Source organism: Erythrobacter sp. (assembly GCF_035194505.1).
GTDB lineage: Bacteria > Pseudomonadota > Alphaproteobacteria > Sphingomonadales > Sphingomonadaceae > Erythrobacter.
Window position 1 is genome coordinate 2,020,917 of record NZ_CP136573.1, and the last position, 20,216, is coordinate 2,041,132.

The 20,216-nt window shown below is 65.9% G+C and carries 26 protein-coding genes; 12 read left to right on the forward strand and 14 right to left on the reverse strand.

The window, feature by feature from the left end; genetic code table 11:
- The first annotated feature begins 1 nt into the window (after position 1).
- Together RSE14_RS09975 and RSE14_RS09980 are read left to right on the forward strand one after the other, a co-directional pair.
- Entirely contained in the window at positions 2-343 is a 342-nt protein-coding gene (locus tag RSE14_RS09975; RefSeq protein WP_324073269.1) for a DUF1491 family protein, read from the forward strand.
- 190 nt (positions 344-533) lie between these two features.
- The gene (locus RSE14_RS09980) at positions 534-1,172 is read left to right on the forward strand and encodes a cell wall hydrolase (protein ID WP_324073270.1); all 639 of its coding nucleotides are present in this window, start codon (positions 534-536) and stop codon (positions 1,170-1,172) included.
- Positions 1,173-1,286: 114 nt separating this feature from the next.
- On the opposite strand, the gene xth is transcribed toward RSE14_RS09980, so the two are convergent.
- Genes xth through RSE14_RS09995 form a run of 3 tightly spaced genes read right to left on the reverse strand, consistent with a single transcriptional unit; the run spans position 1,287 to position 2,923 of the window.
- Complete coding sequence (xth, locus tag RSE14_RS09985; protein WP_324073271.1) at positions 1,287-2,081, reverse strand: exodeoxyribonuclease III; 795 nt, start codon at positions 2,079-2,081, stop codon at positions 1,287-1,289.
- A gap of 38 nt (positions 2,082-2,119) precedes the next feature.
- A complete protein-coding gene (locus RSE14_RS09990) occupies positions 2,120-2,452 on the reverse strand; it encodes a HesB/IscA family protein (protein ID WP_324073272.1) in 333 nt (110 codons plus the stop codon).
- Positions 2,453-2,491: 39 nt separating this feature from the next.
- The gene (locus tag RSE14_RS09995) at positions 2,492-2,923 is read right to left on the reverse strand and encodes a CBS domain-containing protein (RefSeq protein ID WP_324073273.1); all 432 of its coding nucleotides are present in this window, start codon (positions 2,921-2,923) and stop codon (positions 2,492-2,494) included.
- A gap of 148 nt (positions 2,924-3,071) precedes the next feature.
- On the opposite strand from RSE14_RS09995, the gene RSE14_RS10000 reads away from it, so the two are divergent.
- Positions 3,072-3,383 carry a hypothetical protein gene (locus RSE14_RS10000; protein WP_324073274.1) on the forward strand — a complete coding sequence of 104 codons (312 nt, stop codon included), beginning with the start codon at positions 3,072-3,074 and terminating at the stop codon, positions 3,381-3,383.
- Here RSE14_RS10000 and RSE14_RS10005 read toward each other — a convergent pair.
- The 5 genes from RSE14_RS10005 to RSE14_RS10025 are packed head-to-tail and all read right to left on the reverse strand — an operon-like array spanning position 3,380 to position 8,642.
- Positions 3,380-3,790, reverse strand: coding sequence for a (2Fe-2S) ferredoxin domain-containing protein (locus tag RSE14_RS10005; RefSeq protein WP_324073276.1), 411 nt, complete (start codon positions 3,788-3,790; stop codon positions 3,380-3,382). The genes RSE14_RS10000 and RSE14_RS10005 overlap by 4 nt on opposite strands.
- Positions 3,787-5,943: a dipeptidyl-peptidase 5 gene (locus tag RSE14_RS10010; protein WP_324073277.1), complete on the reverse strand. Its 2,157-nt coding sequence runs from the start codon at positions 5,941-5,943 to the stop codon at positions 3,787-3,789. Before RSE14_RS10010 ends, RSE14_RS10005 begins: the two co-directional genes overlap by 4 nt.
- A gap of 52 nt (positions 5,944-5,995) precedes the next feature.
- Positions 5,996-6,505, reverse strand: coding sequence for a DUF2497 domain-containing protein (locus tag RSE14_RS10015; protein ID WP_324073280.1), 510 nt, complete (start codon positions 6,503-6,505; stop codon positions 5,996-5,998).
- Positions 6,506-6,564: 59 nt separating this feature from the next.
- Positions 6,565-8,028 carry a TolC family outer membrane protein gene (locus RSE14_RS10020; protein ID WP_416379379.1) on the reverse strand — a complete coding sequence of 488 codons (1,464 nt, stop codon included), beginning with the start codon at positions 8,026-8,028 and terminating at the stop codon, positions 6,565-6,567.
- Positions 8,029-8,030: 2 nt separating this feature from the next.
- Entirely contained in the window at positions 8,031-8,642 is a 612-nt protein-coding gene (locus RSE14_RS10025) for a protein-L-isoaspartate O-methyltransferase family protein (RefSeq protein ID WP_324073285.1), read from the reverse strand.
- A 206-nt stretch (positions 8,643-8,848) separates the two neighbouring features.
- Between RSE14_RS10025 and fumC the strand changes: the two genes are divergently transcribed.
- From fumC to RSE14_RS10040, 3 genes are all read left to right on the forward strand, one after another.
- Positions 8,849-10,264 carry a class II fumarate hydratase gene (gene fumC / locus RSE14_RS10030; protein ID WP_416379342.1) on the forward strand — a complete coding sequence of 472 codons (1,416 nt, stop codon included), beginning with the start codon at positions 8,849-8,851 and terminating at the stop codon, positions 10,262-10,264.
- Between the two features lie 256 nt (positions 10,265-10,520).
- Positions 10,521-11,771 (forward strand): sensor histidine kinase, encoded by a 1,251-nt coding sequence (locus tag RSE14_RS10035; RefSeq protein ID WP_324073287.1) that lies wholly within the window; start codon positions 10,521-10,523, stop codon positions 11,769-11,771.
- Positions 11,761-12,516: a LytR/AlgR family response regulator transcription factor gene (locus tag RSE14_RS10040; protein ID WP_324073289.1), complete on the forward strand. Its 756-nt coding sequence runs from the start codon at positions 11,761-11,763 to the stop codon at positions 12,514-12,516. Before RSE14_RS10035 ends, RSE14_RS10040 begins: the two co-directional genes overlap by 11 nt.
- Positions 12,517-12,648: 132 nt before the next feature.
- Here RSE14_RS10040 and RSE14_RS10045 read toward each other — a convergent pair whose 3' ends face one another.
- A complete protein-coding gene (locus tag RSE14_RS10045; protein WP_324073292.1) occupies positions 12,649-12,960 on the reverse strand; it encodes a UrcA family protein in 312 nt (103 codons plus the stop codon).
- Between the two features lie 227 nt (positions 12,961-13,187).
- On the opposite strand from RSE14_RS10045, the gene RSE14_RS10050 reads away from it, so the two are divergent.
- The 3 genes from RSE14_RS10050 (at position 13,188) to RSE14_RS10060 (ending at position 14,546) form a co-directional block, all read left to right on the forward strand.
- Entirely contained in the window at positions 13,188-13,460 is a 273-nt protein-coding gene (locus tag RSE14_RS10050; protein WP_324073294.1) for a hypothetical protein, read from the forward strand.
- A 7-nt stretch (positions 13,461-13,467) separates the two neighbouring features.
- Positions 13,468-14,223, forward strand: coding sequence for a metallophosphoesterase family protein (locus RSE14_RS10055; protein WP_324073296.1), 756 nt, complete (start codon positions 13,468-13,470; stop codon positions 14,221-14,223).
- 125 nt (positions 14,224-14,348) lie between these two features.
- Positions 14,349-14,546, forward strand: a complete 198-nt coding sequence (locus RSE14_RS10060) for a hypothetical protein (protein ID WP_324073298.1) — start codon at positions 14,349-14,351, stop codon at positions 14,544-14,546.
- Positions 14,547-14,660: 114 nt separating this feature from the next.
- Here RSE14_RS10060 and rpsI read toward each other — a convergent pair whose 3' ends face one another.
- The 5 genes from rpsI to RSE14_RS10085 all read right to left on the reverse strand — a co-directional run bounded on the left by rpsI (position 14,661) and on the right by RSE14_RS10085 (position 18,018).
- Positions 14,661-15,176: a 30S ribosomal protein S9 gene (rpsI, locus tag RSE14_RS10065; protein ID WP_324073299.1), complete on the reverse strand. Its 516-nt coding sequence runs from the start codon at positions 15,174-15,176 to the stop codon at positions 14,661-14,663.
- The gene (rplM, locus tag RSE14_RS10070) at positions 15,176-15,655 is read right to left on the reverse strand and encodes a 50S ribosomal protein L13 (RefSeq protein WP_324073302.1); all 480 of its coding nucleotides are present in this window, start codon (positions 15,653-15,655) and stop codon (positions 15,176-15,178) included. The genes rpsI and rplM overlap by 1 nt, the downstream gene beginning before the upstream one ends.
- A gap of 175 nt (positions 15,656-15,830) precedes the next feature.
- Positions 15,831-16,562, reverse strand: coding sequence for a hypothetical protein (locus RSE14_RS10075; protein ID WP_324073303.1), 732 nt, complete (start codon positions 16,560-16,562; stop codon positions 15,831-15,833).
- A gap of 35 nt (positions 16,563-16,597) precedes the next feature.
- Positions 16,598-16,939 (reverse strand): divalent-cation tolerance protein CutA, encoded by a 342-nt coding sequence (gene cutA / locus RSE14_RS10080; RefSeq protein WP_324073305.1) that lies wholly within the window; start codon positions 16,937-16,939, stop codon positions 16,598-16,600.
- A complete protein-coding gene (locus tag RSE14_RS10085) occupies positions 16,939-18,018 on the reverse strand; it encodes a COX15/CtaA family protein (RefSeq protein WP_324073307.1) in 1,080 nt (359 codons plus the stop codon). The genes cutA and RSE14_RS10085 overlap by 1 nt, the downstream gene beginning before the upstream one ends.
- Positions 18,019-18,188: 170 nt before the next feature.
- Between RSE14_RS10085 and RSE14_RS10090 the strand changes: the two genes are divergently transcribed.
- From RSE14_RS10090 to RSE14_RS10100, 3 genes are all read left to right on the forward strand, one after another.
- Positions 18,189-18,578: a MerC domain-containing protein gene (locus RSE14_RS10090; RefSeq protein WP_324073309.1), complete on the forward strand. Its 390-nt coding sequence runs from the start codon at positions 18,189-18,191 to the stop codon at positions 18,576-18,578.
- A gap of 58 nt (positions 18,579-18,636) precedes the next feature.
- On the forward strand, positions 18,637-19,614 hold the full coding sequence (gene thiS, locus RSE14_RS10095) for a sulfur carrier protein ThiS (RefSeq protein WP_324073311.1): 978 nt from the start codon (positions 18,637-18,639) through the stop codon (positions 19,612-19,614).
- Between the two features lie 70 nt (positions 19,615-19,684).
- On the forward strand, positions 19,685-20,197 hold the full coding sequence (locus RSE14_RS10100) for a hypothetical protein (RefSeq protein WP_324073313.1): 513 nt from the start codon (positions 19,685-19,687) through the stop codon (positions 20,195-20,197).
- The last annotated feature ends 19 nt before the right edge of the window (positions 20,198-20,216 follow it).

The following is a 20,216-nucleotide window of genomic DNA, read 5'->3' on the forward strand; positions in this document are numbered from 1 at the left end:
GTTGCGCGACCGGCTGCCTGCGCGTCTCGAGGTGAGCGCGATCCTGCGCCTCGCCGAATCGCAGGGCGGCTTTGCGACGGTGCTGGCCAAGGGCGAGCGGGACGCTGGCACAATCCTGCTGGTAACCGTCTATCGTGACGAGCCCTCGCGGCTTTACGAAAGGATGCCTGCGCTCGACGGATCGCGTTCTTTTGTTGCGACAAAGGCGGAAAATCCTGAAAATCCGGCAGATTTTTCCGAATATCTAGCGCGCCGCCGCCGTCAGGACCCCGATATCTGGCTGATCGAGGTGGATATCGCCAATTCCGAACGCTTCGTCGCGCAAATCGACGCGTTAACTTGACCTTCGGCCCCTGCCGCGTAGGGGCGCCCCACTTCCCAGCGCAGGCTGACAGGCGGCAATCCGGCCCCTTGATCAACACGCAGACGGGGGGCGGCCGGCAGGTCCTCTCTTGAATGCCCCACGTATCCGGCAACGGATACAGGCGTTCCACCTGCGCCAGAGCCCGCTCACCGCCCGTTTTGTAGAGTGAATGAGTCGCAAGACTTTCTCCCTTGTCGCGATTGCCGCGATGACGATGGCAAGCGTGACAGTCCCCGGCGTCGATGGCGCCGCGGCTCTGGCCCAGGTTGCCAATGACCAGCTGATCGAGACCGATGTGGCCGAGCTGGTTCCCCAGACCCCCGAATTCATTTCGAACCCCGTGGTGCAGCCGCTGCCGGCTGACGACGGCGCGCCGGTGCTGACCGAAGCAGGCTCGCTTGCCGAGCTGGTGGGCATGGTCGATACCGACACCCCGCTCGATGCAGAGCTGCACTGCCTTGCCGGTGCGGTCTATTTCGAAGCGCGCGGCGAGGCACTCGATGGCCAGCTGGCGGTCGCACAGGTCATTATCAACCGCACCGAGGACGGCCGTTTCCCCAAGTCCTATTGCGGCGTGGTGCGTCAGAAGGGCCAGTTTTCCTTCATGCGCGGCAACGCCATGCCGAAGGCTCCCGCCGGCTCGGCCGCATGGGACCGCGCGGTGGCGATTGCCCAGATCGCCCATCAGGGCCTGTGGGAGAGCGAAGCCGGCGATGCGACCTTCTTCCACGCCCGCCACGTCAGCCCGGGCTGGAGCCATCGCAAGACGCGCCTCGCCCAGATCGACACGCATATTTTCTATAGATAATCCTCGCGGGTAATGTGGGGGCAAGCCCCCACGCCGCTGCGGGCGGCGCTTTTTGGTCCTATCGCTTCGCTACTTGAGGACTGTCGCCCTTGCGGCGGCGCTCACCGAGTTCGGTTAGGTCGAAAGCCTGACCCAAACAGGCGTGTGGTCGCTGGCCTTTTCGCGTCCGCGATAGGTCTTGTCGACACCCACGGCTTCTAGCCGGTCGGCACATTCGGGCGAGAGCAGGATGTGATCGATGCGGAAGCCGTGATCGCGCTGCCAGGCACCGGCCTGATAGTCCCAATAGGTCCACACCCCGCCGCGCGGATTGTGGGTGCGCACCGCGTCCACCCAGCCATCGGCCAGCAGGCGGGAAAAGGCCGCGCGGCTTTCCGGCTGCATCAGTGCATCGTCGGCCATGGCCTTCACCGACCAGACGTCATCATCTTCAGGGATGACGTTGAAATCGCCGAGCACCACGGCCGGCACTTCCTCGGCCCAGATTTCCCCCATGCGCGCGCGCAGTTTTTCCATCCACGCCAGCTTGTAGGTGAATTTCGGCCCCGGATGGGGATTGCCGTTGGGCAGGTACAGACAGGCGATCCGCACGCCCGAGACATCGGCTTCGAGATAGCGCGCCTGTTCCTCGTCACCCTCATTCGGGCCGGGAATGCCGAGCCCGCGCCGCACTTCGGTGAGGGTGTAGCCGGCCTGTGTGTCGACGAGGATCGCCACTCCGTTGAAGCTCTTCTGCCCGTGCCAGATCGCGCTGTATCCCAGCGCTTCGAAATCGGCGGCGGGAAAGCCATCGTCCTGCGTCTTGATTTCCTGCAGGCAGGCGACCGCAGGCCGCGTTTCGGCGAGCCATTCTAGCAGACGCGGGCCGCGCGCCTTGATGCCGTTGATGTTGAAGGTGGCGATTTTCATGCGCGCCCTGATGCCCGAAAGCCTTGCGCGGGTCTAACCTAAATCCCGAAGCTCGCTCCGCAGCCACAGCCGGCCGCGGCCTGCGGATTTTCGACCTTGAAGGCCGCCCCGCCGAGCGATTCGACGAAATCGACCGTGCTGCCCGCGATCAGATCGAGGCTCATGGGGTCGACCACCAGCTTGACCCCGTCGGTCTCGCTGATGCTGTCGTCGCTATCCGGCGCATCGGCCAGATCGAACTTGTACTGGAAGCCCGAGCACCCCCCGCCCTCGACTGCAAGGCGCAGGATCGCCGGACGCGCCTGCTTGCTGGCGATGAAGGCTACCCGCTTGGCGGCGGCAGGGGTGAGGATCAGGGGCTCTGCGCTCATGACCCCAATCTAGGGCGCGTGGACGCGATCCTCAAGCCTTCAACCGGCCTGGATATAGCTGCGCAGCGCTTCGGCCTCGTGCTGGACCTCATCCATCTTGTATTTCACGAGGTCGCCGATCGAGATGAAGCCGATCAGCTCGCCATTCTCAACCACCGGAAAATGGCGAAACCGGCGGCGGGTCATCATCGCCAGCGCATCATCGATCAGGGTGCCGGGTTCGACTGTGATCGCGGGCGAGGTCATGATCTCTTCGACCGGCAGATCAAGGCACGCGCCGCCTTGATCGGCAAGGCGGTAGATCACGTCACGCTCGGACACGATGCCGGCCACCTTGCCGCCACGCAGCACCGGCAGGGCGCCGATGCGCTTGGTCGCAAGGATGCTGACGGCTTCGGAGACCAACGTGCTGACATCACAGGCGATGATGTCCGACGGGCCGCGTTGGGCGATGATTCTGGCTATGGTCATGGCAGACTCCCTCTCTCCACCTGCGAAAAATGCCATCTTTCGCGGGAAAAGGCGAATCCGGCCTGCAAGGGCGAGCTTGCACCGGACGAACCGTCGCTTGCATCTTTCTCGCGTTGCCAAGCGCGTGGGCGCACGCCATGGCAGGCCCATGACGCGCAAGTCCCCGCTCGATGATCCCGTGAACGCTGCTTACGCCTGGGCGCGCTATCGCCAGATCATGAAGCTGCTGCTGGCCGCCACGGTGCTGGTCGTGGCGGTGGCGATGGGGCTGCTGTTTGCCTATAATGGCATGATTTCCGTGCATTTCTACATCGCGGTGGCGCTGGGGATCAGCTTGACAATGCTGCTCGGCGGCGGCTTGATGGGTCTCGTCTTCCTCTCCAACGGCACGGGCCACGACGAATCGGTCGACAACCAGATGCCGAGCCGCGACGAGTTCTGGAGCCCGCCGGAGGATTAAGGGGGGGTAAGGCGGTATTCCTCCACCGGCGCCCCGCCCACCAGATGCTCCTGGATGATCCGTTCGAGCACCTGCGGGCTGCACGAATGATACCAAACCCCGTCCGGCCACACGACCGCGATCGGCCCTGCGGCGCAGACCTGGAAGCAGTCCGCCTTGGTGCGCTGCACCCCGCCGCCGGCTCCGCGCGGGCTGTCCGCGTCACGCTGCGGGCCGACCAGGCCGAGCTCCTTCAGCCGTTCCTTGAGGAACTGCCAGCTCTCCATCCCCGCCTCGCGCGAGCAGCATTTCTGTTTCTCCGACACCGCGCACAGCATGATGTGCCGGGCAATCGCGCTTCCCTTGCCCGCATCGCCGTAATGCTTGGCGAGCGCGGTCTGCGCCGAGAGCAGCTCCTGTCGGCTCACTTCGGCTTGTCCTGCTTCAGCCAGCGGTCGAGCCACGCGAACACGGTGTTGTGCCATTGCAGCGAGTTCTTCGCGCCCAGCACCCAGTGGTTCTCGTCCGGGAAGACCAGCAATTGCGAAGGGATGCCGCGTTCCTGCAGGGCGGTGAAGCTCATCAGTCCCTGGCTATAGGGCACGCGGTAATCGAGCTGGCCGGTCACCACCAGCATCGGCGTCTGCCACTTGCTCACGTGGTTTGCCGGGTTCCACTTCTCGTAGACGTCCTTCGCCTGCTCGTACGAACCACCGAAGTCCCAGCGCGGGAACCACAGTTCCTCGGTCGAATAATACATCGAGCGCATATCGAAGATGCCGTCGTGCTGAACGATGCACTTGAACCGCTCAGGCCAGTTGCCCGCGATCCAGTTGACCATGTAGCCGCCGTAGCTCGCCCCCATCGCGCAAGCGCGGCTGCCGTCGATCTGGGGGTCGAGCCCCAATGCGGCCTCAAGGCCCTTCTGCAAATCTTCGAGCGGCCATCCGCCCCAGTTCTGGTTGATGGCATCGGTAAAGGCCTGCCCGTATCCGGTGCTCCCGTGGAAATCGACCGAGATCACCGCATAGCCCTGCGAGGCAGTGACGCGCGGGTTCCAGCGGTTTGACCAGCTGTCGTTGAAGGAGCCTTGGGGCCCGCCGTGGATATAGAGCAGCGCCGGGATCGGCCCGGTCTGATCGGCAAGGCGGGTGATCTGGCCCCACACGGTCTCGCCATTGGCTCCGGCAAAGCTGAAGCGGCGGGTGACGATGCTGGCGAGGGTGCCCATGCGGGTGGTGGCCACATCGGTCAGCGGACGGGCCTGCCCCATCGCATCGGACAGATAGAGTTCGGACGGATTGCCAAGCGAATCGCGGGTGAACAGCAGGCGGCCGCCCGGCATGGGCGTGACATTGGCGATATGCGCCTCGTTCCCGGCCATCAGATCGAGCCGTTCGACCTTCCCGCTGGCCACATCGATGCGGAACGCGGGCGTATCGAGCACCTGTTCAGCCGTGGCGATCAGGCCCTTGCCGTCGGCGTCCCATGTGATGCTGCCGAAGCTGAGGTCGATCGTCTCGGTGAGATTGCGCACCTGACCGGTCTTCAAATCCATCAGCCGCACCGAGAGGCGATCGGCCTCGTAGGTCGGCCGGTCCATCGCCAGCCACGCGAGATACCTGCCATCGGGCGAAGGGGTGGGGGCGGTATCGGTGGCGGCGTTGCTGCCGGTCAGCAGGGTCGGCGCGGCGCCTGACAGGTCGGAGGCGTAGATATCGAGATTGGTCGAGCCCGGCTCGTTCCCGTCCGACAGGCGCGCGACGAAGTAGGCGCGGCTGCCATCGGGCGAAAAGGCGATGTCCTCGCCGCCGCCGAAGGGCATGGTCGGCGTATCGGCAGTGATGCCGGTGGCGGGATCGCGACCGTCAACCGGAACGCCATCGCCCTGCGCTTGCCCGCCTGCGAGCGGGAAGACGAAGACGCGGTTGGGGCGGCCCGGGGTCGCCCAGCGGTCCCAGTGGCGGTAGAACCCGTCCGCGCCGTCATAGAGCTTGCCGGTGCCGGGGCCGGGCAGGTGCTGCGGCTGGGCCGCGCCGCAGCCGAGCTTCTGGCAATCACGCGGCACTTCGGCCCACAGGGCGATGGCCTTGTCACCCGGAGCAAGCTTGAAGCCTGCGAGATCGGCATCGGGATAGCCTGCGACGAGCTGCGGCATGCTTGTGGTGCCGTCCTTCGCCAGCGTCACGCGCCACACCCGCCCGCGCGGCTCCACCCCGTCACCCTGCGGATGTTCGCTGGAGAGGAAATAAAGCTGCCCGTCCGCGCCGAAAGCGGGGGAAGAAGCGCGGATCGGGAAGGTGACCGCCACCGGCTTCGCGCCCGGGGTGGTCAGATCGAGCATGTAATGCGTCGGCGTGCGCTTGAGGGTTTCGGGATCGGTGGTGGTGACGGGATAGACCGCCAGCGTGCCTTCCCTGTTCACCACCGGCGCACCGAGGCGCGGCAGGGTGACCAGATCCTTCGCGCTCATTGGCGGGGCGGTGAGGCCGGGGATGGAGGCGGGATTCTCGGCGGCCAGCGGCGCGGCGAGAAGGGTGACGGCGGCGACGAGAGCGCCCGAAGCGATGGTGCGATACATGGGCGGCAGGATTAGCCTGCCGCGCGCCCTCGCGCCAGATGCGAGGGCAATCTCAGGGGCGCTTGCCGACGATCCGGGCGATTTCGGCCTGCACCATCTGTTCGACCATTGCGGGCAGGTTCGCTTCGAGCCATTCGGCGAGCATCGGGCGCAGCAGTTCGCGGGTCAGACCTTCGAGCGAGGTTTCGCCCGAACGCACGATCTGCGGACGCGCGGGCGGCTCCGCCAGCATGGCAAGCGCGGCGAGGTTTTCCTGCATCGCACCCAGCACCTGATCGGCGATCAGCGGCGATTCTTCCTGCGACGCGGCCAGCGGCAGGGCGCTGGTTACGCCCTCGGGCGCGAATTCCATGTCCGCCAGATCGAGGATCCCTTTCTCGTCGCGCACCTGATGTGCACGCGGGTGATCGGGCATCGGCAGCGGGGTGATCTCGACCGGCGGCAAGGGCGCATCCTCGCGGCGACGACGTGCTTCAAGCGCGACGGCGCGGTTGTCGCGCGCAATCACTTTCTTGATCGATTCGAGGATTTCCTCGACCGAAGCTTCGCCCTCGTGTCCCATTTTCCGCCCTTTCCGGGCTGCCGGACGATCCGCGCTTTTTCCTGTCCCGAATCGGGACGTCACTTTTCGCCAGGCAGCAGTTGCGGGCCGATTGTTGCGTCAGGTGCCGGAATGTCAACGGTTCTGGTGGATTTGGCTTCGGCCTTGGGATCGCGGTCCCAGTCGAAAATGCGATCATGCACGCGCTCGAAATTGACCGCCGGATCATAGATCACGACGCCATCATCGAGGTTGAGATCGCGCGCTTCGGCCCGGCCCATGAGCGCCAGCAGCGAAAATCCGGCGACATAGGCATTGCGCCGCGCGGTCACGAGCTGGGCGCGGGCCTGCAGCAGTTCCTGCTCGGCATTGAGCACGTCGAGGATCTGGCGGTTGCCGATCGAGTTCTCCGCACGCACGCCTTCAAGGCTGAGTTCCGCGGCTTCGACGGCCGCCTGCGCGCTCTTGATCACGGCATTGGCGGCCTGCCAGTTGGTGTAGGTCGAGCGGGTTTCGGCAATCACGCTGCGTTCCGAGGCGATCACATCTTCCAGCGCAGCGCTTTCGCGCGCGCCTGCCTGCCGCTGGCGGGCTGCCGGATCGCCGCCCTGGAACAGCGGGATGGTGACTCGCACGCCGGCATTGGCGGTGGTTTCCGCCTGCACGAAATTGGCTGCAATCGGCCCGCCCAGCGTGCCGAAGAAGTCGCTGTACTGGCCGTTGACGAACAGGCCGACGGTCGGCAGGCGGCCTGCGCCAGCCACCTTGGTGTCGAAGCCCGCAGCCTGCGCACGCTCCTTGGCGGCAACGAGGTTCGGATTGTTTTCGAGCGCCGCGACAATCGCCTCGCCCACGTTTTCGGGCAGGCCCGGCAGCGGCGGCGGGGCTTCGAGCTGGCCCGGCGCCTGTCCGACAAGGCGGATATAGGTCTCGCGCGCGGCGATCAGGCTTGCTTGTGCCTGTTGCAGATCGCCTTCCGCCACCGCGAGGCGCGAGCGCGACTGGGCAACATCGGTGATGGTCAGATCGCCGATCTGGAACCGATCGCTGGTGGCTTCAAGGTTGGTCTTGAGCACCGCGACATTGTTGGCCGCCAGCGTTGCCAGCGCCTCGGTGCGCAGCACGTCCATATAGGCGGCGACGACCTGGCTGAAGACCGCGCTTTCGGCGTTGCGCAGATCGGCCTGACCCGCCTCCACCCGGCCACGTGCGGCGGCGACACCATTGCGCACCGCGCCGCCCGAATAGACCGGCACCAGAAACTGCGCGACCACCCCCAGGTTGCGCTGGGGCGCGGTAAAGGCGTTCGCGGACTGGCGGATGAATTCGGTGTGGGTTGCCGTGAGGTTGAGATCGGGCAGGCCCGCTGCCCGCTGGATCGCCACGCCTTCATCGGTCGCGCGCTGGTTTGCACGGGCGGACTGGAGCGTCGGGTTGGTGTTATAGGCCTCTGCCAGCGCCTCGCGCAGATTGTCGGCCGCCGCCGGCGCGGCGAGCGCCAGCAGGCTTGCCGAAGCGGCAAGACGAAAGGCAGGACGGGAAATGCTCACGCGAAGGTCCAGCGTTTGGGCGCGTCGAAGGCGTGGAGCACCGGGATGCCGATATCCTCGACCGGCTGGAGCGCCACCTGGCCGAGCACCTTGCGGCCCGCGGCAAGCCGCGTCACCTGCCGCAGCACCAGCCCCGATACGATCCGCCCGTTCTCGGCCAGCTGTGCGGCAAGGCCTTCGGGCAGTTGCTCGATTGCGCCGTCGATCACGATCAGCGTGTAATTGCCCTCGCCCGTCATACCCGCAGCCTCGGCGGCGCTGACGGTGGCAAGCTCTGCCACCAGCGGACGCAGCAGTTCGGCGAGGTAGCCGGTGCCGCCTTCTACCACGAGGACGCGGTCATCCTTGGCGGGCTGGGCTTCGAGCAGCAGCTTGCCGTAGAACAGCGGGCTGGCGAGATGGCCGGCATCGCCAAGACTCACCGCACGGTCGATATAGGCGAGCGGGGCCTTGTCTTGCGGAAGGAAATCCTCGCGCAGCACGGCGATCATGCGGGCGAGGACATATTCCTCGTTCACACCGCTGGTGCGCAGCTGGCTGTCGATCATCGCCCGGCGGGCGATGCTGGTGTCATTCGGGCGTTCACGGGTCATGGTCAGGTCGGTCATGCTTGCTCCAAGGGCTGTATTAAGTGCATAATACAGCCCGTCAACTCTTCCTTAGACGAAGGCGGGCCTGTGTTCCAAGGTCTTTGCGCCATTGGACCGCGCCGCCACCGGCTCGCAATTTCGGGCTTTGACCTCGCCCGCAGCCGGTGCTTAGGGAAGGCATCGCCCGCAAGGGCTTCTTTTCGATACAAGCAGGGATGGGTTCGATGAGTGACATGACGAAGGCCGACGGCGAGGTGCGGATCGAGACCGATTCGCTGGGCGAAGTGGCGGTTCCGGCCAACATGCACTGGGGCGCGCAGACGCAGCGCAGCATCGTGAACTTCCCGATCGGCGGCGAAAAGATGCCGCCCGCGCTGGTGCGTGCGCTCGGCATCCAGAAGCTTTCGGCGGCCAAGGCCAACATGAAGCTCGGCGTGCTCGATGCCGGAATCGGCGAGGCGATCGTCCAGGCCGCGCGCGAAGTGATCGACGGCACGCTGGCCGACCAGTTCCCGCTGGTGGTGTGGCAGACCGGCTCGGGCACCCAGTCCAACATGAACGCCAACGAGGTGATCGCGAGCCGCGCAAACGAAATCCTCACCGGCAACAAGGGCGGCAAGTCGCCCGTCCACCCCAATGACCATTGCAACATGGGCCAGTCGTCGAACGACACTTTCCCCACCGCGATGCACATCGCTGCGGCCGTGGAAGCGAGCGATCACCTGATCCCGGCGCTGACAAAGCTGCACGGCGCACTGGACGCCAAGGCGCAGGAATTCGCCCACCTCGTCAAGATCGGCCGCACCCACCTGCAGGATGCGACCCCGATGACGCTGGGGCAGGAGTTCTCGGGCTACGCCAAGCAGATCGAATACGGCATCGCCCGCGTCGAAGCCGCGCTGCCGCGGGTGCTGGAGCTGGCGCAGGGCGGCACCGCCGTCGGCACCGGGATCAACGCCAAGGTCGGTTTCGACACCGCCTTCGCCGCCGAAGTCGCCGCCGAAACCGGCCACGCCTTCGTCACTGCGCCGAACAAGTTCGAGGCGCTCGCCGCGCATGATGCGATGGTCGAGATTTCGGGCGCGCTCAATGTGCTCGCCGTCAGCCTGATGAAGATCGCCAACGACATCCGCCTGCTCGGCTCCGGCCCGCGCTCGGGTCTCGGCGAACTCAGCCTGCCCGCCAACGAACCGGGCTCCTCGATCATGCCGGGCAAGGTCAATCCGACCCAGTGCGAGGCGATGACGATGGTCTGCGCGCAGGTGATGGGCAACAACATGGCGGTGAGTGTGGCGGGATCGCACGGCCACCTCGAACTCAACGTGTTCAAGCCGGTGATCATCTACAACGTGCTCCAGTCGATCAAGCTGATCGGCGATGCGAGCCACGCCTTCACCGACAATTGCGTGGTCGGGATCGAGGCCAACACCACCCGCATCACCCAGCTGCTCAACGAAAGCTTGATGCTGGTGACGGCGCTGAACCCCCACATCGGCTACGACAACGCGGCCAAGATCGCCAAGAAGGCCCATGCCGAAGGCACGACGCTGAAGGAATCGGCGCTGGCGCTCGGCCTGCTCACCGAAGAGCAATTCGCCCAGTGGGTTGTGCCGGCGGACATGATCAAGCCGAGAGATTAAGTGTTGTTGGTGTTCTGATAAGCGAGCGGACCTCCCGCCCCACCCCCCCGCCCGGCCACCATAGTCTGATGGTATCATTGGTGGCCGGGCGGGGAGGTGGGGCGGGGGGTCTGTGCCACCACAGGTGGCACGCAGAAACAACGCTCGTCGATGCTGAACGGCCGTTCATCATTCGACCAATGCGAGTCACTGCCCGACGACACGCGCCCGCCCTGGTGGTCATCCACCGGCGGGCGCGGTATCGCTGATCGGCATAATGGCGACACTTTCAAACTCTGAACCGACCGCGACCGCGTCCGATGCGACCGTGCCGTTCCGCACGGTGCTGTTTTCGATGATCGTGCTGTGGGCGACCTATTTCGCGCTCACCACGATGCGCTCGATGGTGATGGATTTCGGGCTCCAGTTCGAGCTCGGCTGGCGGCGTCTGCTGGTGACGGCGGCGGGTGTCGCGCTCACGCTCGTGATGTGGCTGCTGCTGCGGCTGTTCGACAACCGCCCGCTATGGCTCAAGATCTCCGCCGCGATCGCGCTGGCGATGCCGGCTGCGCTGGCAATCGGGCAGGTCAATTATCTCGTCTTCAAGGACATGGCCCCCGTGATGGAGCAGGCCTATGCCGAAAAGAACAACCTCAATCTGCGCCGCGACGAAAGCGGCAACCTGCTGATCGATGTGCCGATCGCGCAGAAGGATGCCGCAGGGCAGGGTGCACCGGGGGCGACCCAGTCGGTGATTATCGAGCCGGCCGAAACCCAGGCCGATTTCTGGCGCCGCCTGCTCGACGTCGCGCTCGGGCGCTACTTCCTGCTCCTGGCCTGGGCTTCGACCTATTTCGCGCTGCTCGCGGGTGTGCAGGCACGCAGTGCCGAGCGGCGCGAGCAGCAATTCCGCTCCGCCGCCAAGGCCGCCGAGCTGCGCTCCCTGCGCTATCAGGTGAACCCGCATTTCCTGTTCAACACCCTCAATTCGCTTTCCGCGCTGGTGATGATCGGCAAGGCTGACAGGGCCGAGAAGATGATCCAGACGATCAGCCGTTTCTACCGCCATTCGCTCGCCAACGAGCCGACGGCGGATGTTTCGCTGAGCGACGAATTCGATCTCCAGCGGCTCTATCTCGATATCGAGGCCGTGCGTTTCCCCGAACGACTGGTGTGCGTGTTCGATCTGCCCGCCGGGCTGGAAGACGCGCGCGTGCCCGGCATGATCCTGCAACCGCTGGTCGAGAATTCGGTCAAATACGCGATCTCGGCGGTGGCCCGTCCGGTCACCATCACGATTGCCGCACGCGAGGAGTTTGACCGGCTGGTGATCACCGTCAGCGATGATGGGCCGGGCGTGCCGCAGGGCGCGCATCACGGCTTCGGCATCGGGCTTGCCAATGTGCGCGACCGGCTGGAGGCGCGTTTCGGCCCCGATATCGGCTTCACCTCGGCCCCCGTTCCGGACGGCTACCGCACCGAAATCCGCATTCCCCTCACCAGATCGACGAGCCGCCATGATGGATAGCGAGATCGAAACCACCGCCCTTCGCACCCTGATCGTCGATGACGAACCGCTCGCGGTCGAGCGGGTGCAGGTCATTTGCGCCGAAATCCCGAGCGTGCAGGTGGTCGGCACCGCCAGCGACGGCGCGGCAGCCCTGCGGCTGGCGGAAAAGCTCGAACCCGATCTGGTGCTGCTCGACATGACCATGCCCGAGCTCGACGGGCTGGGTGTGGCGCGGCATCTCGCCGGGCAGGAACAGGCGCCGGTGGTGATCTTCGTCACCGCGCATGATCACTTCGCGGTCGAGGCCTTCGATTGTGACGCGGTCGACTATGTCCTGAAGCCCGTCGCCGCCGACCGGCTCGAACGCGCGATCGAGCGTGCGCTCGCCCGCCGCGGAACGCGCCGCCAGAAGACCAGCCGTTTCCTCGACGAATTGTGGGTGCCGCACCGCTCCGAACTGCTGCGCATCGCGGTGAGCGAGGTCCACCAGATCGATGCCGAGCGCGATTATGTGCGGCTGCACGTGGGCGGCGAGGATGCGCCGCGCTTCTACCTGCTGCTCCAGACCATCGCGGGCCTCGAATCCCGGCTCGACCCCGAACAGTTCATCCGCATCCACCGCTCCACCATCCTGCGCCGCGACAATATCCGCGGGCTCAGGCACGACGGGCTGGGTGTATGGTCCGTGGAGCTGCAGAACGGCGAGGCGCTGCGCATCGGCCGCACCTATCTCGCCCGCGTCAAGGCGATGGCCGGACGTTGATTTGCGGCCACCTATCGGTGGCGCAGACCTCCCGCTTCCCAAAAAAACGGCCCGAACCCCAGGGACTGGAAGGGTTCGGGCCATGACGGCGGCACCGCGGGGTTGGTGCCTGCCGTGAAGCATCTGCGCGGTTCAGCCGCCGCGCTGGCGATCTCCGGTGATGGCCGCGACCTGCTGACGGGCGTCGGCGCGGGCCTTGGTGACGCATTCGCGGCGCTCCTGCGTCAGGATGTGCGAGCCGGTGGTCACCTCGTCGGTGCGGCACACGACGCGCACCGCGCGTTCGATCCGCTGGTCGAGCAGCTTCTGGCCCGAGGGGCTCGCAAGATTGATGTCATCGAGCTTCACTTCGATGCTCATCTTTTCGACCGGTTCGGCCAGAACCGGGGTCGCGGCGGAACAGACAAGGCCGAGCGCCGCAGTGGCGAGTGCAAAAGTCTTCATGGTCATCTCCATCGGCAGGTGGCCTGTGATCGGGCGGCGGTGCCGATCCGGGGGTTGCCAGGCGCTCTGCCGAGTTCAGAAATAAACCGCTTTCCAAGGGGCTTCAGCCACAGGTCGATCAACCCGCGCCCGCCGCTCGACCGGCGCGGCGGCACTGGGACGGACGGCATGAAGTGCCGGACAAATGGCGGTTTCCAATCGACCGGCGCGAGGCCATAGTGGCGCCAATGGCATGGCAGACCACCGTGATCTTTGTTCTGGGCATCGCGAATTTCGCGCTCAATCGCGCCGTATTCGACAGCCGGCACCCGCTGTTCGCACGGCTGCCGCTGGTGAGTCGCAAGCTCGGCAGCGGGGCCGCGCTGGTGACCGAATTCGCGGTGCTGTTCTTCGCGCTGATGCTGGCGAGCAATGGCTGGCCCGATTTCGTCTGGGCCTATGTCGGCTATTCGGCATTCAACGCGGTGGCCGCATGGCTGCTGCTGGCCCGCAGGATCTGATCCCGCGATGACCACCCGCCTGTTCCACATCAGCGACGTGCATTTCGGGGTAGAGAACCGCGCCGCACTGGCCGAAGTAGCGCGTGCCGTGGCCGAGGAGCGGCCCGATGCGGTGGTCTGTACCGGCGATCTCACCCAGCGCGCCAAGCATTCCGAATATGCGGCGGCGGCGGAATGGTTTGCCGCGCTCGGCGTGCCGGTGGTGCTCGAGCCGGGCAATCACGACATGCCCTATTACAACCCGTGGGAGCGCTTCACCGATCCCTTCCGCCGCTACAACCGGTTGCGGCAGACAGTGCCGGGCGGGTTCGTGTCGGAGGATGTGGTGCTGGTGCCGCTGCTGACGACCGTGAGCGCGCAGACCCGCTTTCCGTGGTCGGACGGGGTGATCAGGCCGCCCGCGCTGGCGGCGACGCTGGCACAGCTGGCCGCACTGGACGGCGATCCGCGCACGATCATCGTCACCGCGCATCACCCGGTGCTCGGAAAGGACGACACCGGGCCCAATCCCACCATCGGCGGCGATGCTGCCTTTGCCGCGCTGGCCGAGGCGGGGGCGCACGCAATCATGTCGGGCCATGTCCATGTGCCGTTCGACGAGGTGCGCAGCCGCGGCGGCCACTCTGCGCGGATGATCGGCGCAGGCACGCTCTCGACCCGGCTGCGGCACGGGGCGCCGCCTTCGTGGCGCGTGATCACTGTCGAGCGGGGCGGGGTGATTGCCACCGAACTGCGCACCGCAGGCGCGGCGGCGGTAACCTGAGGCCCCGCTGCCTTAACCTTTTCCCTAGCAGGCGCGTTAAGACTTTATTGGTGAAACTTGGACCGCAGACCGGCTGGCCGGTTCTGCCCCCTTTTCGTCACTCTACTTGGTCCGGAGGAACGAGGATGGAATTGTTGAAGGCATCCATACTGGGCGCGATTCTTTCGGCCACCATCGGTCTGGTGATCGGGTCGCAGGGCACCAGTGCAGGGCCGCTGGCGATCGAGCTGGTCTCGCTGGCGGAGGCGCAGGTTTACTGGTCCTGGCCGGTATTCCTGTCGGGCACCGGCCTGTCATGGGCGCTGATGCTGCTTCAGCGCTGAAAGCATTCGCGTCGCAAAACAAAAAGGGCGGCACCCTTGCGGGGCCGCCCTTGATGTTTCCAGGAGGAAAATTCTTGGAGCTTGGCGCTTCGAGAACTGCCCCCAGAAGCGCGATTAGCGCTTCGAGAACTGGAAGCTGCGGCGGGCCTTGGCCTTGCCGTACTTCTTGCGCTCGACCACGCGGCTGTCGCGGGTGAGGAAGCCGGCTGCCTTGACGACGCCGCGCAACTCGGGCTCGTACTTCGACAGGGCCTGGGCAACGCCGTGCTTCACCGCGCCGGCCTGACCCGACAGGCCGCCGCCGCGAACGGTGGCGATCACGTCATACTGGCCAGTGCGATCGGTGATGCCGAAGGGCTGGTTGATCACGAGACGCAGGGTCGGACGTGCGAAGTACACTTCCTGATCGCGGCCGTTGATCGTGATCTTGCCTGTGCCGGGCTTGACCCACACGCGGGCAACCGCATCCTTGCGGCGACCGGTGGCATAGGCGCGGCCCTGCTTGTCGAGCTCCTGCTGACGCAGCGGCGCCGAGACGCGGGCGATTTCGGCAGCATCACCCTGCGGGGCGTTGCCGGCGATGTCCTTCAGATCGGCGAGATCGGACACGGTGGTGGTCTCATCGGTCATTATGCGGTGACCTTGTTCTTGCGGTTCATGGAAGCAACGTCGAGCACCTGCGGCTTCTGGCCGTCATGCGGGTGTTCGGTGCCGGTGTAGAGGTGCAGCGCCTTCATCTGCTGACGGCCGAGCGGGCCGCGCGGAATCATGCGTTCCACGGCCTTTTCAAGCACGCGCTCGGGGAAGCGGCCGCCGAGCACCTTGGCCGGGGTGGTTTCCTTGATGCCGCCGGGGTGGCCGGTGTGCTTGTAATAGACCTTGTCGCCCATCTTGTTGCCGGTGAACTTCACCTTCTCGACGTTGATGATGACGACGTGATCGCCGCAATCTACGTGCGGGGTGAAGCTCGGCTTGTGCTTGCCGCGCAGGATGTTGGCGACGATCGCGGCGAGACGGCCGACGACCAGCCCATCGGCATCGATGATGTGCCAGTTCTTTTCGACCTCGGCCGGCTTGATCGACCGGGTCTGCTTGCTGAGAGCCTTCATGGCTGTGGTGTCCTTAGGTTTTAGCGGGCTGTCCGGGCGGGGCCCGGAAGAATCACCCTCCGATCAGCCGACCGGACGGGCAAGTGGCGGCGCAAATGTCGTTCGGGGGCGTGAAAGTCAAGCAAAAGCGCGGTTTCGCGATAGGGTAAAATAATACCCTATGCCATTTGCGGCTTCAGACCGGCCCCAGCGTCCAGACCTCGACCGAGCGCCGTTCGAGCTCTGCAATGCGGGTGACGATCGCGCGCCGCGCCTCGACCAGCCAGCCGGTGCCGGGTGCGGCGCGGGTTTCCCACGAAAGCTCGAAGGTCCCGGTGAGGCCCTCGGGCAGGTTCACAGTCTCGACCTGGCGTTGCGGCGTGCCGCTGGGGAAGAACAGGTCGGCGGGTAGGGCATCGAACTGGCCTGATCCGGCGCGGTGGATCTCGGCGAGATAGCGACGCATGTTGTCCCGCGCGGCTGCACTTTGAGGACGGGACGCGATCATCGCCTCGGCGGCGCGCAGCGCGGCGGCCATGTCGGCCGGAGCTGTGGGCGCGGTGCCGCTGGCCAGCACCAGCCCTTCTTCCGACAACATGATCGGGAACATCGCGTCGGTCGAGCGCTGTTCCTCGATCCGCGCCAGTTCGGCGAGGCTGGGCGGGGCTTCGACCTCCACGCTGGTCTGCCGGCCGGCGATCACGATGCCGCGGGCCTGCCGGGCAAAGCCGATCTCCCACCCGCGCCGCACGGTGATCGCCGCATCGCCGCCAAGCCCGCGCACCAGCTCCCGCCCGAGCCGCATCGGGCCCTCGGGCAGTACCAGACCGCCTGCCGCCAACATGGCCCGCAGCGGCGGAGCGAAAAGCCCTGCACCCCCTGCGGCGACCAGTCCGGCCAACAGCCTCCTGCGGGTCGTCCCGAACATCTGATCCCTTCCCCCGTCGAAGCGCAATGTGCGCCTCACCTGACCGGCTGGGTCACCGACGCCAGCCATGCGATTGTCTCCGGAAGGGCGGCATCCGCGGCCCATCCGACAATCGCGGGTGTATCATATGGGTGCAGCTTGCCCAAATGGGCGACCGCCGCATCGAGCCGTGCGGCGGTGGTCTTGAACAGCACGCCGGTTTCCGTTGCCCGGTCTTGCGCCCCTTGCCACAGGAAATGGGATTCGACTTCGCCGATGATATTGGCGCAGGCGACCAGCCTTGCGTCGAGCAGCGCCGTGATAACGCTGCGGGCCGTGTCACGATCGGGGAAGGGGCACCAGATGAGCGCCGCGCTTTCCGCCTCAGCCTCAGCCATTACGCCGCCTTCGCGCTCCGCCGCGCCAGTCCGTCGCTGTGCATCGCGCGGGCGGTGGCGGCGACTGTCAGTGCGCCGACCAGCTGGTGCGCGGCGGCAATCCACAGGGAAACCTCGCTCATCACTGTGGCAATGCCGAGCAGCACCATGGTGCCGAAGGCGGTGTGGACCGCGAGCGAGGCGAAACGATCGGATTTGCGGATGCGGCGCGCAAGCCACACCAGCGCGGCCACAGCCACCCACGCCCACCAGCGGTGCATGAATTGCAGCAGGAAGGGATCATGGGTGAGCGCCCACAGCACCCCCTTCGACCAGTCGGCTTCGGGGAAGAAACGCCCGTTCATCAGCGGCCAGTCATAGGCGGCGTGCCCGGCATTGAGACCCGCGACCCAGGCCCCCAGCAGCAGCTGGACGAACAGCACGCCCGCCACCATCGCCGCGCCTGCGGTGAGCGGGGCGGCACGGCTCTCCGGCTCCTTCACCAGCATCCGCATGTCGCGCGCGGTCCACACCAGCCCCGCCAACAGCGTCAGCGCGGTGAGCAGGTGGAGCGAGAGGCGGAAGTGGCTCACATCGGTCATGTCGCCGGTCAGGCCCGACTGCACCATCAACCACCCGAACAGGCCCTGCAAGCCGCCCAGCGCCAGCAGGCCGAGGAGGCGCGGCTTGAAGCCCTGCGGGATCGCCCCGCGCAGCCAGAACCACGCCAGCGGCAGAGCATAGACCATGCCGATCACCCGCGCGATCAGCCGGTGGACCCATTCCCAGAAGAAGATGAACTTGAAATCCGCCAGCGTCATGCCCGACAGCGCGGCTTCGAGCCGGTATTCGGGGGTCGCCTGATACTTGGCGAATTCGGCCTGCCATGCGGCTTCGGTGAGCGGCGGCAGGATGCCCGAGACGACGTTCCACTCGGTGATCGACAGCCCGCTCTCGGTCAGCCGGGTGATCCCGCCGACCACGACGATGCCGATCACCATAAGCGCAACGATCTCGAGCCAGCGGGCAATCGCCAGCGGACGCGATGTGCCGCGCGGGGCAACTTCGAACAGGCGCGAAACGGAGGCGGACGTGGCCATGACGGGGCTTTCCATGTCGCCGACACGCGCGATGCGCAAGCCCGTTTGCCGCAATCGGCCGTGCGACCCATGCAAGCCGGACCGCAAGACGCCGGTGCCGCGCGACCCATCGCAATCGGATGCATCATCGCTTGAAGAATGTAACAACATTACATATGTGCCGGAACGTCATGCCGCAAAACGCCCTTCCGCCCACGAGTCGGCCTTCGCTGCGCCGCCGTCTCGATCACGTGGGGATCGGACTGGCCGGACTGTGCGCGGTGCATTGCCTGGCAACGCTGGTGCTGGTTTCGGCGCTGGGCCTGGGCGGGCATTTCCTCTTGCAGGAAAACATCCACCGCATCGGCCTTTTCCTCGCGCTGGTGGTGGCAGCGGTCGCCATCGGCTGGGGCATGCTGCGCCATCGCCGCATCCTGCCCTTCGCGATTGCCAGCACCGGGCTCGGCTTCATGGGCTGGGCGCTGCTGGTGCCGCACGGGGCGAACGAATTCCTGCTGACCTTGCTGGGCGTCACGATCGTCTCGCTCGCGCATTTCCTCAATCTGCGCGCGGCGCGCTGAGCGCCCTCCTCTCAATCTCGCTGTTGCACCTTGTGGGCGAGCGCCTATGTCTCGCGCCATGACCAAGATGATCACCCTGAACGGCGCCCCCCATCGCAGTGAAGCCACCACGATTGCTGATCTGGTGCGCGAGCTTGACCTCGTGCCCGAAAAGGTCGCGGTCGAGCGCAATGGCGAAATCGTGCCCCGCTCGACCCTCACCGAGGCTCCGCTGGCCGACGGCGACACGCTGGAGATCGTGCACTTCGTAGGCGGGGGCGATCATACGCCTGACACCTGGACCGTCGCGGGCCGCACCTTCACCTCGCGGCTGATCGTGGGCACCGGCAAGTACAAGAGCTTCGAGCAGAATGCGGCTGCCGTTGCCGCGAGCGGGGCGGAGATCGTCACCGTGGCGGTGCGGCGGGTGAATGTCAGCGACCCCAAGGCGCCGATGCTGACCGATTACATCGACCCCAAGAAAATCACCTACCTCCCCAACACCGCCGGGTGCTTCACCGGAGACGAGGCTGTGCGCACGCTGCGGCTGGCGCGTGAGGCGGGGGGCTGGGACCTCGTGAAGCTCGAAGTGCTGGGCGAGGCGCGCACGCTCTATCCCGACATGCGCGAGACGTTGAAGGCGACCGAGGTGCTGGCCAAGGAAGGCTTTCTCCCGATGGTCTATTGCGCCGATGATCCGATCGCGGCCAAGCAGCTGGAGGATGCGGGCGCGGTGGCGATCATGCCGCTGGGCGCGCCGATCGGCTCGGGGCTCGGTATCCAGAACCGCGTGACCATCCGTCTGATCGTCGAAGGCGCGAAGGTGCCGGTGCTGGTCGATGCGGGCGTCGGCACGGCGTCGGATGCGGCGGTCGGCATGGAGCTGGGCTGCGACGGCATCTTGATGAACACCGCGATTGCCGAAGCGAAAGACCCGATCCGCATGGCCCGCGCGATGAAGCTGGCGGTAGAAGCCGGGCGCGAGGCTTATCTTGCCGGACGTATGGCGCGCCGGATGTATGCCGATCCGAGCAGCCCGCTCGCCGGACTGATCTAGGGTTAAAACCACATAACCCTAAATTAACCATGTGCTGCGACGTTCTCCCTGTCTGAAGGAGACGAGCGCCATGATGATGCCGATTGCCGAGATGCGGGAATTTGCCGGGTTCGCCGCTGCTGAGCAGCGCTACATCAAGCGCAGCCTCGATATCGGCCTCGCCCGCACCGACGCCTTCCGGCGCTGGGGCCGCAGCGAGGGCGAAAACACCGCGATCCGCCGCCAGTATGTCGCCTATCAGGACCTGAAGGCCCTGCGCGCGTTGATCCCCGAAGAAGGCAACCCCAACGAGATCGAGCGCTTCCTCGGCAAGCTGGTGCGCCTCGCCGTGTTCGACCTTGAGCAGGAGCGGATCGCGAGCTTCTCGGCCTTCCGCTTCCTCTATGAACGCCTGCTGGGTGCGGCGGTGCGGCCCTATCTTCCGGCCGCATTCTGTGCCGCCAGCGCCCTCCCCGCGATCCGCCCGGAGCGCCGCAAGACCCTGCTGCAATCCTTGAGCGAAGCCGCCGCCACCGCGCCCGGCTGGTCGGAACGCGAGCCGGCGTTCTACCCCGAATATGTCGATGATTTCGAGGCGGCGTGAGGCAGTGACGAAGGCTTAA